Origin of the sequence: Paraburkholderia humisilvae, from assembly GCF_902859855.1 — a bacterium.
Lineage (GTDB): Bacteria > Pseudomonadota > Gammaproteobacteria > Burkholderiales > Burkholderiaceae > Paraburkholderia > Paraburkholderia humisilvae.
Genome location: NZ_CADIKH010000008.1, coordinates 120,761 through 134,168, shown reverse-complemented (window position 1 = coordinate 134,168; position 13,408 = coordinate 120,761). Strand labels below are relative to the sequence as shown.

The 13,408-nt window shown below is 62.4% G+C and carries 10 protein-coding genes; 1 reads left to right on the top strand and 9 read right to left on the bottom strand.

Translation table 11 applies throughout. The features are described 5' to 3' along the window. Positions 1 to 41: 41 nt before the first annotated feature. The 5 genes from pstS to HV796_RS10275 all read right to left on the bottom strand — a co-directional run bounded on the left by pstS (position 42) and on the right by HV796_RS10275 (position 6,632). Positions 42 to 1,079, bottom strand: a complete 1,038-nt coding sequence (gene pstS, locus HV796_RS10295) for a phosphate ABC transporter substrate-binding protein PstS (RefSeq protein ID WP_175226361.1) — start codon at positions 1,077 to 1,079, stop codon at positions 42 to 44. Between the two features lie 377 nt (positions 1,080 to 1,456). Next, positions 1,457 to 2,815, bottom strand: a complete 1,359-nt coding sequence (gene glmM, locus HV796_RS10290) for a phosphoglucosamine mutase (protein WP_175226360.1) — start codon at positions 2,813 to 2,815, stop codon at positions 1,457 to 1,459. 24 nt (positions 2,816 to 2,839) lie between these two features. Then, on the bottom strand, positions 2,840 to 3,724 hold the full coding sequence (folP, locus tag HV796_RS10285; RefSeq protein WP_446687028.1) for a dihydropteroate synthase: 885 nt from the start codon (positions 3,722 to 3,724) through the stop codon (positions 2,840 to 2,842). Between the two features lie 170 nt (positions 3,725 to 3,894). After that, positions 3,895 to 5,784, bottom strand: coding sequence for an ATP-dependent zinc metalloprotease FtsH (gene ftsH / locus HV796_RS10280; RefSeq protein WP_175226359.1), 1,890 nt, complete (start codon positions 5,782 to 5,784; stop codon positions 3,895 to 3,897). Between the two features lie 185 nt (positions 5,785 to 5,969). Next, positions 5,970 to 6,632: an RlmE family RNA methyltransferase gene (locus tag HV796_RS10275; RefSeq protein WP_175226358.1), complete on the bottom strand. Its 663-nt coding sequence runs from the start codon at positions 6,630 to 6,632 to the stop codon at positions 5,970 to 5,972. A gap of 163 nt (positions 6,633 to 6,795) precedes the next feature. Between HV796_RS10275 and HV796_RS10270 the strand changes: the two genes are divergently transcribed. Then, positions 6,796 to 7,332 (top strand): YhbY family RNA-binding protein, encoded by a 537-nt coding sequence (locus HV796_RS10270; RefSeq protein ID WP_175226357.1) that lies wholly within the window; start codon positions 6,796 to 6,798, stop codon positions 7,330 to 7,332. Between the two features lie 235 nt (positions 7,333 to 7,567). Here the strand turns inward: HV796_RS10270 and HV796_RS10265 are convergent, their stop codons facing one another. From HV796_RS10265 to carA, 4 genes are all read right to left on the bottom strand, one after another. Then, complete coding sequence (locus HV796_RS10265; protein WP_175226356.1) at positions 7,568 to 8,080, bottom strand: DUF4149 domain-containing protein; 513 nt, start codon at positions 8,078 to 8,080, stop codon at positions 7,568 to 7,570. A 25-nt stretch (positions 8,081 to 8,105) separates the two neighbouring features. Then, positions 8,106 to 8,582, bottom strand: a complete 477-nt coding sequence (gene greA / locus HV796_RS10260) for a transcription elongation factor GreA (protein WP_175226355.1) — start codon at positions 8,580 to 8,582, stop codon at positions 8,106 to 8,108. A gap of 165 nt (positions 8,583 to 8,747) precedes the next feature. Then, on the bottom strand, positions 8,748 to 12,002 hold the full coding sequence (carB, locus tag HV796_RS10255) for a carbamoyl-phosphate synthase large subunit (protein WP_175226354.1): 3,255 nt from the start codon (positions 12,000 to 12,002) through the stop codon (positions 8,748 to 8,750). A 144-nt stretch (positions 12,003 to 12,146) separates the two neighbouring features. Continuing rightward, a complete protein-coding gene (gene carA, locus HV796_RS10250; protein WP_175226353.1) occupies positions 12,147 to 13,301 on the bottom strand; it encodes a glutamine-hydrolyzing carbamoyl-phosphate synthase small subunit in 1,155 nt (384 codons plus the stop codon). Between the last annotated feature and the right edge of the window lie 107 nt (positions 13,302 to 13,408).

Below are 13,408 nucleotides of genomic sequence, written 5' to 3'. Positions count from 1 at the left end.
CCGATCGCCGACCGATCCAGCTTACTTCACTTCAGTGCGACTTACTCAGCTGCGAGCGACTTGCCCGAAGCGTCCTTCACCTTCGTCTTCCACTGCGACTTGATCTGCTCGACCACCGACGGCGGCAGCGAGATGTAGTCCAGATCCGAAGCAGCCTGGCCGCCGTTCTTGAACGCCCAGTCGAAGAACCTCAGCGTTTCCTGGCCTTCAGGCGACTTCTCCTGCGTCGTGTGCACCAGCACGAATGTCGCGCCGACGACCGGCCACGCGTCCTTGCCCGGCTCGTTCGTCAGGATCTGGTAGAACGTCTTCGACCAGTCTGCGCCCGCTGCGGCAGCCTTGAAGGTTTCCGTCTTCGGCTCGACCAGCGCACCCGACTCGTTCTTCATCGCCGTGTAGACCATGTGGTTCTGCTTCGCGTACGCCCATTCGACGTAACCGATCGCGCCCGGCAGACGCTGCACGAAGGCCGCGACGCCGTCGTTACCCTTGCCGCCCGTACCGGTCGGCCAGTTGACCGTCGTGCCTTCGCCGATCTTCGACTTCCACTCGCCGTTGACCTTCGACAGGTAGTTCGTCCAGATGAAGCTCGTGCCCGAACCGTCCGCACGGCGCACCACTGCGATGTCCGTATCCGGCAGCTTCACCTTCGGGTTCAACGCGGCGATCGCCGGGTCGTTCCACTTGTTGATCTTGCCCAGATAGATGTCGCCGAGCACCTCGCCCGACAGAACGATTTCGCCCGCCTTCACGCCCGGCAGGTTGACGACCGGCACGACGCCGCCGACCACCGTCGGGAACTGGAACAGACCTTCCTTCGCGAGTTCGTCGTCCTTCAGCGGTGCATCCGAACCGGCGAAATCAACCGTCTTGGCGATGATCTGCTTGATACCGCCCGACGAGCCGATGCCCTGGTAGTTAACCTTGCCGCCGCCCGTCTTCTGATAGGCATCTGCCCATTTCGTGTAAATCGGTGCTGCAAAGGTGCTGCCCGCGCCAGTAATATCCGTGGCGGCTTGCGCTGCGATCGCGAAGAGCGCGCCAGCCAAGCCAGCGAACGCGGTTTGCATCAATTTCATGAGACCTCCAGTGGTGTGAGCGGATGACACGACACCGCGAAGAATAGGGTCTCTTTGTGACAGTCATGTGACTAATCGTGAAGTCTATGTGTCAAATTCATTACGCTAACGAAAGGGTCGGTCATGCGGATTGCTCGCCAGTCCACCCGTTCGTGGCTCGCGTTCAAGCGTGCGATTCCGGTTCGATTTGTCCGAGCGTTCGATTTCACGCGGCTTGCGCGGTGCCTGACAGCAGGCGGAATGCTCAACAGGAGGCACTAAAATCGTGCCGTAAACGGCCGTCAGGGACAGACGGCCGCCCTGGTGAAATTTAGCTGATGAGGTCGCGAAAGCAGCATGTCAGCGTGCGCCATTCGCGCGCGCCCGGCGCCGATGGTTCACGCGGTGGCCTGCCGGACCACTTCCGCGATCGCTTCAGCGTGCTCCAGCGCCTCCTGTTCGCGCGCCGCCTCGACCATCACGCGCAACACCGGCTCAGTGCCGGACGCGCGGATCAGCACCCGGCCGCTGCCGTCGAGCGCGCCCTCGGCGGCGCTGATCGCGCGCCGGATCGCATCACTGCCCTTCCAGTCGGAGCCGGGCTGCATCCGTACATTGATCAGCTTCTGCGGGAACAGCGTCACGCCGTCCAGCAGCTGCGCGAGCGACTTGCCGCTGCGCTGCATGGCCGCCAGCACCAGCAGCGCCGACACGACGCCGTCGCCGGTCGTGTGCCGGTCCAATGACAGGATGTGCCCCGAGCCCTCGGCGCCTAGCTGCCAGCCATGCTCGCGCAGTTTCTCGAGCACGTAGCGGTCGCCGACCGCCGCACGCACGAACTTCACGCCCGCGCGCTGCAAAGCGACTTCGACGGCCATGTTTGTCATCAGTGTGCCGACCGCACCTTCGACCTTGCCGTCGGTTGCGATGCGGTCCTTGACGAGCACGACCAGCAGTTCGTCGCCGTTGAACAGACGGCCAGTCGAATCGACCACCTGCAGCCGGTCCGCGTCGCCGTCCAGCGCGATGCCCAGGTCCGCGCCGTTCGCACGCACCGCGCGCATCAGCGCGTCGGGGGCGGTGGCGCCGACGCCGTCGTTGATGTTGAAGCCATTCGGCGCGACCCCGATCGGGACCACATCCGCGCCGAGTTCATGGAACACGTGCGGCGCGACGTCATAGGCGGCGCCATGCGCGCAATCGACGACCAGCTTCATCCCGTGCAAGTCGTAGTTAGCCGGGAACGTGCTCTTGCAGAACTCGATGTAGCGGCCCGCGGCGTCGTCAAGGCGTCGCGCCTTGCCGAGTTGCTCGGACGGTGCGCAATCGAGCGGTAATTCGAGTTGCTGCTCGATCTGCGCTTCGACTTCGTCCGGCAACTTGTTGCCGTCCGCGGAAAAGAACTTGATGCCGTTGTCGAAGTAGGGATTGTGCGACGCGCTGATCACCACGCCCGCGGCGAGCCGCAGCGCCCTCGTCAGGTAGGCGACGCCGGGCGTCGGCATCGGACCTGCGAGCATCACGTCGACACCCGCCGCCGAGAAGCCCGACTCCAGGGCCGCTTCGAGCATGTAACCCGACACGCGCGTGTCCTTGCCGATCAGGACCGTCGGGCGCGTGCCGCTCTTCGCCCAGCGGTCCGCGCCCGCCAGCACCTTGCCGGCCGCGTAGCCGAGCCGCAAGACAAAATCGGGCGTAATCGGCGCTTCACCGACCTTGCCGCGAATGCCATCAGTACCGAAATAACGACGTGTCATTGATGTAGTTTCCTCCTCAAGAGGTCAGCTGCGGCGCACCGCGGCGCGCGTCGCCAACCATATCTTTAGTGCGTCCACCGTTTGTGCGACGTCATGCACGCGAATGATCGACGCGCCTTGTTCAGCCGCGCAAACCGCCGACGCAATGCTTGCGGCGACCCGTTCAGCGGGGGCGCTGCGGCCTGTCACCGCGCCGAGCATCGATTTGCGCGACACGCCGGCGAGAATCGGCAGCAACGGCTTGCCGCCCGGTGCGGTCTCACGCAGATGCGCAAGCAACGTGTAATTGTGCTCGGCCGTCTTGCCAAAGCCGAAGCCGGGGTCCACGCTGATGCGCGACCGCGCGACCCCCGCTTGTAGCAGCGCGTCCGTGCGCTCGACAAGGAATTCCCGAACGTCCGCAACCACGTCGCGATAAACAGGCTCAGCGGCCTGCATCGTGCGCGGCTCGCCGAGCATGTGCATCACGCAAAGACCACAGCGGCTGTCGCGCGCCACGTCGATCGCACCTGGCATGCGGAACCCCCAGATGTCGTTGATCATGTCCGCACCGGCCGCGAGCGCGGCGCGCATCACTTCCGGCTTGTATGTGTCGATCGACAACGGCACGTTGGCGCCGCGCAATTGCTCGACTAGCGGGATGACGCGCGCGAGTTCTTCATCGAGCGCGACGGGCGGCGCGCCCGGCCGGGTGGATTCGCCGCCAATGTCGATCATATCCGCACCTTCGAGCAGCATCCTTTCGGCCTGGCGCAGCGCATCCGCACGCGTGACGTAGCTGCCGCCATCCGAAAACGAATCGGGTGTCACGTTGAGTATGCCCATGACCAGCGGGCGCTCGAATGACAGCGTGAAGCGGCCGCATTGCAGCGGATCCGGGTGGTCTTGGGAAAGTGCGTGGATGGACACGAATGCAGGTGCTTGAAAGTGGATAGACCCGGTTGGATAACCGCAAGTGAATAAACCCGGTTAGATGAGCCGTTGCACAAAGCGGTTCGACAAACCCGGTCGAGCGGGCTCGAAAAATACAAAACGGGCCGGTGTGAATCACACCGGCCCGTGTACGCAGATGGCCTCGATCAGGCCGGTGCCGTCGCGCTGCCCGGTTTGACCTCAGTGCCCGGGCTGCTACCGCCGGTAGGCGCATCGCCCGGCGACGGCGAGCTCTTCGGCGAGCGCGGCGGACGGCCGGCCATGATGTCATTGATCTGGTCAGCGTCGATCGTTTCCCATTCCATCAGCGCTGCCGTCATCGCTTCGACCTTGTCGCGATTCTCGTCGAGCAGACGCTTCGCCAGGTTGTACTGGTCGTCGAGCACGCGGCGGATCTCCGCATCGACCTTCTGCTGCGTCGCTTCCGAAATCGTGCGGGTGAACCCGCGGCCGAATGGCGTCGCATCGTTCTCGTCATCGACGTAGACCATCGGCCCCAACGCGTCGGTCATACCGAAGCGCGCAACCATTGCACGCGCGGTCGAGGTCGCCTTGTTGAAGTCGTCCGATGCGCCGGTGCTGATCAGATTCAGGAACAGTTCTTCGGCAACGCGGCCACCGAAGAGGATCGCGAGACGGTCGAGCAGATAGTCCTTCGAATACGTTTCATTGTCGTGTTCCGGCAACTGCCACGTCACACCCAGCGCACGTCCGCGCGGAATGATCGTGACCTTGTGCACCGGGTCCGCCTTCGGTAACAGCTTCGCGATCACCGCGTGGCCCGACTCGTGGTACGCGGTGGCGCGCTTCGCGTCTTCGCGGATTACAGCCGACTTGCGCTCCGGACCCATGAAGATCTTGTCCTTCGCGTCTTCGAAGTCTTGCATTTCTACGATGCGCTTGCCGCGGCGTGCGGCGAACAGCGCCGCTTCGTTCACAAGATTCGCCAGATCGGCGCCCGAAAAGCCCGGCGTACCGCGCGCAATCACCGCTGCATCAACATCGTTCGAAATCGGCACCTTGCGCAGATGCACTTTCATGATGTGCTCACGGCCGCGGATATCCGGCAAGCCGACATACACCTGGCGATCGAAACGGCCCGGGCGCAGCAGTGCCTTGTCGAGAACGTCCGAGCGGTTCGTCGCGGCGATCACGATCACACCGGAATTCGCCTCGAAGCCATCCATTTCGACCAGCATCTGATTCAGCGTCTGCTCGCGCTCGTCGTTGCCGCCGCCCATGCCAGCGCCACGATGGCGGCCGACCGCGTCGATTTCGTCAATGAACACGATGCAAGGCGCGTGCTTCTTCGCCTGCTCGAACATGTCGCGCACACGCGCCGCGCCGACACCGACGAACATTTCGACGAAGTCCGAACCGGAAATGCTGAAGAACGGGACCTTCGCTTCGCCGGCAATCGCGCGCGCGAGCAGCGTCTTACCCGTTCCCGGTGGACCGACCAGCAGCACGCCGCGCGGAATACGACCGCCCAGCTTCTGGAACTTCTGTGGATCGCGCAGGAAATCGACCAGCTCGGAGACTTCCTCCTTCGCTTCGTCGCAGCCGGCGACGTCGGAGAAATTGATGGCGTTGTTGTTCTCGTCGATCAGGCGCGCCCGGGACTTCCCGAACGAAAAGGCCCCGCCTTTGCCGCCCCCCTGCATCTGCCTCATCATGTAGAACCAGAAACCGATGATCAGGATGGTTGGGCCGAGGTAGTACAACGCGGAAACGAGCGCGTTCGGTTCGTCATCAGCCTTGCCGCTGACCTGGACGCCATACTTCATCAGGTCGCCGACCATCCAGATGTCGCCGGGCGACACGATCTGGTACTTCTGGCCATCCGCCGGGGTGACCGTCAGATTCCGGCCCTGAACGATGACGCTCTTGACCTTGCCGCTTTTCGCATCGTCCATGAACTGCGAATAGGAAACGCCTTCCTGGACACGGGGCTTGTCGAACTGCTTGAACACCGTAAACAGCACCAGTGCGATTACCAGCCACACTGCTGCCTTGGAAAACATGTTGTTGTTCAAAGCACCACTCCTTCACTCATAGACAAGCGCCTACATTTGCCTTGCGGCACCACTCAGGCATTCTAATCCAGACCGCAGACCCCTGCCATAAGCATTCGCTACCGTATATATAGCGAGCCGCGCAACACTGGCGCCGTTTTCCGGCACATTGAAAAATAAAGAACGCACATTTGAATCCGGCTTGATCAACGGGGCCGCTTCAAATGTTTGCCCAAAATAAACGTTTCTGACGATTTGTCCCTCGATGCTTTCGGTTTGCGGGCCGCCACGGTCTTAAACTGCTGCTTGAACTTTTCGACAATCTGGCTATAGCCGCTGCCGTGAAAGCATTTGACTAAAAGGGCACCATCCGGCTTCAAGTGGTTCTGCGAAAACTCCAGCGCGAGGTCGCAGACATGTTCGATTCGCGCGGCATCCGCCACCGCCACGCCGGACAGGTTGGGCGCCATGTCCGAAATTACAAGGTCGACCGGACGGTCGCCGACCACGTCTTCCAGTTGTTCGAGCACGCTGTCCTCGCGGAAATCGCCCTGGATGAAGTACACATCCGCGATGGGCTCCATCGGTAGCAGGTCCAACGCGATGATCGTGCCGTCGATCCCGCCTTCGCGCGCATCATCACGGCGCGGGCCGCGGGCCAGCTTGTTGCGCACGTACTGGCTCCAGCTGCCCGGGGCCGCGCCAAGGTCAACGATCACCTGACCCGGGCGGATCAACTTGTCCTGCTCGTCAATTTCCTTCAGCTTGTAGGCGGCGCGGGCGCGATAGCCCTCCCGTTGCGCCATTTTTACGTACGGATCGTTGATATGGTCGTGTAGCCACGACTGACTGAAGCGGTTCTTTGCCATTAATCGTTGAACTTTTGCTGCGTGATGCGGCGCTTTTAGCGGATAATACGCGTTTGATCCGCCTAGCCGCGGAGCCGCTTCTGCGTCACGCCGAATGTGCTCGCCACTGCGCGAGCCGACGGCGACCGTAGCGGCACTATTTTAGTCGAGTCCCTTTCCTTCCATGCCAGCCCTCAAAGTCTCATCCGAACAACGCGCCGCGCTGCGCTCCCAGGCTCACGCGCTCAAACCGGTCGTGCTAGTGGGCGCCGAAGGCTTGACCGATGCCGTGTTGGCGGAAATTAAAGTCCACCTCACCGCGCACGAGCTCATCAAGATCCGCGTGTTCGGTGACGAACGGGACCAACGTATCGCGATGTACGATGACATTTGCGATCGTCTGAGTGCCGCGCCCATCCAGCATATCGGCAAGCTGCTTGTGATCTGGAAGCCTGAAGCCGTGCGCCCGTCTACCCGGTCGCGTCGCACCGCGATGCCGAGCGCAGGCGAGGCGGCAGCCGCCGCTGAAGCGTCGTCCCCTCGAGGCCGTGCGCCGCGCGTCGTCAAGGTGGTCAAAGCCAGTCCGGACAACCCGCTGCGCCGCCCGAAACCGCAGAAGGTGCTCGTCCGCGGTAATGAACGGGTGACTGCGGGCGGCACGATCAAGCGCGCGAAAAAGCGCCAGGCTAGCGCGAAGCGCCAATATCAATCCAACAAGTAACACTCACGCGGAACGAGCCGAAAGACCAGGGCGTTGCTTCGCGAAAACGCTCGGACGACCCCACACGCGACGCATGGGCCATACCCGAGCCAAGTGACACGCGACAACCTGTCGCAGCTTTAATGTGTCGCCAACCAGACCGGTGTCACAATCGGCTTGCCGATCAACCCTGAGATCAACCTTGCGCAGATAAGCCGCCGAACGTGCGGGTCATGCGCCCGCAACGCGCCGGCACTCAGCCGGCCGTCTTCGCTTGACCCGCGGTCGAGCCCGCACGCGGCCCTGCCGATGCCACCGAACCTGTCGGCAGCTTCCACACCAGTGCGAGTGCCAACAGACTCTCGATCAGATAGAAAAGGCTCGACACGCCGTGCAGCACGCCGAAGCGGCTCGCATACACGGAATGACTGACATCGGTGCCCGCTTCCTGCGCCGCTACGCGCAACGCATTCATAAACGGTTCAACCGCGAAGTACCCCACCAGCACGCAAACCAGCATGCCGGCCACCAGCCAGCGCAATCTTCTGTACGCCCCTTCGCCGCGACGGATCAACACATTGGCCAGCGCGAGCAGCAGCACGCCGCACACGACACCGATAACGGCTTCGATGCGAAACAACTGCGCGGCAACCGAACCCGCCGTCATTCGATCCACCGATGCGAACAACACCGGCACAACCGCATAGCCGATTGTGAGCAGGCTGCCCACCCACACGACGGTCAACAGGCGAAACAGGCGATGCGGCATCGAAGGCACCTAATGAGTCTCGAACTCAGATGTAGCGCACCGAGATGATCTCGTACTCGCGCACGCCGCTGGGCGCCTGCACCGACGCCACATCGCCCTCGGATTTACCGATCAGTGCGCGCGCAATCGGCGAACTGACCGAGATCAGGCCATGCTCGAGATCCGCTTCGTCGTCGCCGACGATCTGATAGGTTACCGCGTGACCGGTCTTGAGATCTTCGAGTTCGACGGTGGCGGCAAATACGACGCGCCCATCCGCGTCGAGTGCGGCTGGGTCGATAATCTGCGCGGCGGCGAGCTTCGATTCGATGTCGGCGATCCGGCCTTCGATAAAGCCCTGCTTTTCTTTTGCCGCGTCGTATTCGGCGTTCTCCGAGAGATCGCCCTGGGCACGCGCTTCCGCGATCGAATTGATCACCGCAGGACGTTCAACCGATTTCAGGCGCTGCAATTCATCGCGCAACTGGTCAGCGCCGCGTTTCGTCAATGGAATAGTGCTCATAAACAACTCTTTGGCAAAAAACAGCCTTTAAAAAAAATCAACCGCGGTTAAGTGCATCCCCAAAGAGGTACCCGATGCCGGGCCGCTGGCGAAAGAGCCCGATCCGGTACCTTCAGGGACGCCGCTTAACCGCGGCACATACAGCTTCGACAGAGATTCGAAGCCTTAGTTTAGGCGAGCATGAAGCCCTTGTAAATCATAGACCTCGAGATCCCTCAGATAGCGCAGACCTTCGACCGCCGCGCGCGCACCCGACATCGTCGTGTAGTACGTGACCTTGTTCGCCTGTGCGCTCATCCGAATCGAACGCGAATCGGCGATCGCGGCGCGTGTTTCGTCGACGGTGGTGAATACCAGCGCGATCTCGCCGTTCTTGATCATATCGACGATGTGCGGGCGTCCGTCTTTCACCTTGTTGACGACGCGCACCGGCACGCCGGCGGCTTCGATCGCGGCGGCCGTCCCCTTGGTCGCAACGAGCGGATAGCCCAACTCATGCAGCATGCGCGCCACCTCGACCGCCTTCGGCTTGTCGGCGTCCATCACCGTCAGCAGAACCGTGCCGCTCTCGGGCAAGCGCGAACCGGCCGCGAGCTGCGACTTGAAAAGCGCTTCCCCGAAGGTCCGGCCCACGCCCATCACTTCGCCGGTCGAGCGCATTTCGGGTCCCAGCACCGGATCGACCGTCGGGAACTTGATGAACGGAAACACCGCTTCCTTCACGCTGAAGTACGGCGGCTCGATTTCCTTCTGGACGCCTTGCTGCGCAAGCGTCTGACCGACCATTGCACGCGCGGCGATCTTCGCGAGCGGCAAGCTCGTGGCCTTCGACACATACGGCACCGTGCGCGATGCCCGCGGATTCACCTCTAGCACGTAGATCACATCACGCCGCGTGCCATCTTCCTGCGGCACCTGCTGGATCGCGAACTGCACGTTCATCAGGCCGATGACGTTCAGCGCCCTCGCCATCTCCCCAGTCTGACGCTTCAGTTCAGCGACGGTCTCCTTCGACAGCGAATACGGCGGCAGCGAACACGCCGAATCGCCCGAATGCACGCCCGCCTGCTCGATGTGCTCCATCACGCCGCCGATAAACACCGTGTCGCCATCGGAGATGCAATCGACGTCGCATTCGATCGCGTCATTGAGGAAGCGGTCGAGCAGCACCGGCGAATCGTTGCTTACCTTCACCGCTTCGCGCATATAGCGCTCGAGATCGCGCGGCTCGTGCACGATCTCCATCGCGCGGCCACCCAGCACGTACGACGGACGCACGACGAGCGGATAGCCGATTTCGTCGGCGAGCCTCAGCGCATCGTCTTCGGTACGCGCGGTGCGGTTCGGCGGCTGGCGCAATTGCAGTTGGTGCAGCAGCTTCTGGAAGCGCTCACGGTCTTCGGCCGCGTCGATCATGTCCGGCGATGTGCCGATGATCGGCACGCCGTTCGCCTCGAGATCGAGTGCGAGCTTCAGCGGTGTCTGGCCGCCGTATTGCACGATCACGCCGAGCGGCTTTTCCTTGTCGACGATTTCAAGCACGTCTTCGAGCGTCAGCGGCTCGAAGTAGAGGCGGTCCGACGTGTCGTAGTCGGTCGAGACGGTCTCCGGGTTGCAGTTAACCATGATCGTTTCGTAACCATCCTCGCTCATCGCGAGCGCCGCATGCACGCAGCAATAGTCGAACTCGATGCCCTGGCCGATCCGGTTCGGGCCGCCGCCCAGCACCATGATCTTCTTGTTGCTGGTCGGATTCGCTTCACATTCTTCTTCGTACGTCGAGTACATGTACGCGGTTTTCGTCGCGAACTCCGCCGCGCAGGTATCGACGCGCTTGTACACCGGACGCACGTTCAGTTCGATACGGCGCGCCCGCACCGCGTCGGGCGTCGCATTCAGCAGCTTCGCCAGGCGCCGGTCCGAGAAGCCGCTTTGCTTCAGGTAGCGCAGTTCCTGTGCCGACACGCTTGTCAGCGTGCGGCCCGCGAGCACTTTTTCCTTCAGCACGATCTGCTCGATCTGCGCGAGGAACCACGGGTCGATCGCGGTTTCCTCGAAGATCTCCTCACGCGTGAGGCCAAGACGGAACGCATCGCCGACGTACCAGATGCGGTCCGGTCCCGCTTCGCCGATCTCGCGAATCGCTTCGTCACGGCTTTGGGTCTTCTCGTCGAGCCCATCGACGCCAACTTCGAGACCACGCAGCGCCTTCTGGAACGACTCCTGGAACGTGCGGCCGATCGCCATCACTTCGCCGACCGACTTCATCTGCGTCGTGAGGCGCGGATCGGCCTCGCGGAACTTCTCGAACGCAAAGCGCGGAATCTTCGTGACGACGTAATCGATCGTCGGCTCGAACGACGCCGGCGTCTGACCACCGGTGATCTCGTTCTTCAGTTCGTCCAGCGTATAGCCGACCGCGAGCTTCGCGGCGACCTTGGCGATCGGGAAACCGGTCGCCTTCGACGCAAGCGCCGACGAACGCGACACCCGCGGATTCATCTCGATCACGATCATGCGGCCGTCTTGCGGGTTGATCGCGAACTGCACGTTCGAGCCGCCCGTATCGACGCCGATCTCGCGCAACACCGCCAGCGACGCGTTGCGCATGATCTGATATTCCTTGTCGGTGAGCGTTTGCGCCGGCGCGACGGTGATCGAATCGCCGGTGTGAATGCCCATCGGATCGAGGTTCTCGATCGAGCAGACGATGATGCAGTTGTCCTGCCTGTCGCGGACCACTTCCATCTCGTACTCTTTCCAGCCGAGCAGCGACTCTTCGATCAGCAGTTCATGCGTGGGCGACAGGTCGAGGCCGCGCTTGCAGATCTCTTCGAACTCTTCGCGGTTGTACGCAATGCCGCCGCCCGAGCCACCGAGCGTAAACGACGGCCGGATCACCACCGGATAACCGATGCCGCCCGTCTGCGTCGCAATTTCAGCGTGAACCTTCAACGCCTCTTCCATCGAGTGCGCGGTGCCCGACTTCGCGGAGCCAAGACCGATCTTCGTCATCGCGTCCTTGAACTTCTGACGGTCTTCGGCCTTGTCGATCGCTTGCGGCGACGCGCCGATCAGTTCGACGTCGTACTTCGCGAGCACGCCGTGATGATGCAGATCGAGCGCGCAGTTCAGCGCAGTCTGGCCACCCATCGTCGGCAGCACCGCATCCGGGCGCTCCTTCGCGATGATGCGCTCGACCACTTCCCACGTAATCGGCTCGATGTACGTGACGTCGGCGGTGTTCGGGTCGGTCATGATCGTCGCCGGATTGCTGTTGACGAGAATGACCTTGTAGCCCTCTTCACGCAGCGCCTTGCAGGCCTGCGCGCCCGAGTAATCGAACTCGCACGCCTGGCCGATGATGATCGGACCCGCGCCGATGATGAGGATGCTTTTAATGTCTGTCCGCTTGGGCATAACGCTCTCGCTAATCTGTTCCAGTATTCATTCCGGTGGCGCGCTGCCGTGCTTGCACCGCCGACGTCGATTCAAATCGCTCAACGTCGGTGAAGCAAACCGGATCGCGGCGCGCGCCGTGCTCTGTTCGCGTTCGCGAAATGCCTATGCCGCGGCGCTGTGGCTGTCTTTGCGGCTATCCATCAGTGCGGTGAAGCGGTCGAACAGGTAGCCGATGTCGTGCGGGCCGGGCGACGCTTCCGGGTGACCCTGGAAGCAGAACGCGGGCTTGTCCGTCAGCGAGAAGCCTTGCAGCGTGCCGTCGAACAGCGATATGTGCGTGACCTTCGCATTGGCCGGCAGCGTCGCCGCATCGACCGCGAAGCCATGATTCTGCGACGTGATCACGACGCGGCCGTCCTCCAGATCCTTCACTGGATGGTTCGCCCCATGATGGCCGGTCTTCATCTTCATCGTCTTCGCACCGACCGCGAGGCCCATGATCTGATGCCCGAGGCAAATGCCGAAGGTCGGAATGCCGCGCGCGATAAACTCGCGCGTCGCTTCGATCGCGTAATCGCATGGCTCCGGGTCGCCCGGGCCGTTGGACAGGAACACGCCGTCCGGATTGAGCGCGAACGCGTCGGCGGCGGTGGCTTGCGCGGGTAGCACGGTCACCTGGCAGCCGCGCTGCGCGAGCATGCGCAGAATGTTGTGCTTGACGCCATAGTCAAACGCGACCACGCGGTACTTCGGCGTGTTCTGAAGGCCGAAGCCGCCTTCAAGACGCCACTCGGTCTGCTTCCACTCGTACTGGTTCCGGGTCGATACGACCTTCGCGAGGTCCATCCCCGCCAGGCCCGGGAACGAGCGTGCGAGTTCGATTGCCTTCGTTTCGTCATCGGAACCGGCGAGAATCGCACCATTCTGCGCGCCCTTGTCGCGCAGCAGACGCGTCAGCTTGCGGGTATCGATGCCGGCGATCGCGACGACACCTTCGTCGCGCAGATAATCGGACAGCGTGCGCTCCATGCGGAAGTTCGACGCGAGGACCGGCAGATCGCGAATGATCAGACCGGCGGCATGGACTTTCGTGGCTTCGACATCTTCGGCATTGACGCCGACATTACCGATGTGCGGATACGTCAGCGTGACGATCTGCTGCGCGTAGCTCGGGTCGGTCAGGATTTCCTGATAGCCGGTGATCGCCGTGTTGAACACGACTTCACCGATCGTATGACCGGCGGCGCCGATCGAGTAACCACGAAAGACCGTGCCGTCGGCAAGCGCGAGCAGAGCGGGAGAAAATGACGGCAACACGGGGGACTCCTTGGCGGAACACCCTGTTGCCGACCTGTTCATCCGCTCGTGCCGGGCGTAGGCGCTGCGCGACAGCGCATCGGCCGGTGCTGGCGCAAACCTGCGCA

Bases quoted from the DNA above. Each gene is read 5' to 3' on its own strand.
- pstS (WP_175226361.1), bottom strand. From the start codon at position 1,079: ATGAAATTGATGCAAACCGCGTTCGCTGGCTTGGCTGGCGCGCTCTTC.
- glmM (WP_175226360.1), bottom strand. From the start codon at position 2,815: ATGACACGTCGTTATTTCGGTACTGATGGCATTCGCGGCAAGGTCGGT.
- HV796_RS10275 (WP_175226358.1), bottom strand. From the start codon at position 6,632: ATGGCAAAGAACCGCTTCAGTCAGTCGTGGCTACACGACCATATCAAC.
- HV796_RS10270 (WP_175226357.1), top strand. From the start codon at position 6,796: ATGCCAGCCCTCAAAGTCTCATCCGAACAACGCGCCGCGCTGCGCTCC.
- HV796_RS10265 (WP_175226356.1), bottom strand. From the start codon at position 8,080: ATGCCGCATCGCCTGTTTCGCCTGTTGACCGTCGTGTGGGTGGGCAGC.
- greA (WP_175226355.1), bottom strand. From the start codon at position 8,582: ATGAGCACTATTCCATTGACGAAACGCGGCGCTGACCAGTTGCGCGAT.
- carB (WP_175226354.1), bottom strand. From the start codon at position 12,002: ATGCCCAAGCGGACAGACATTAAAAGCATCCTCATCATCGGCGCGGGT.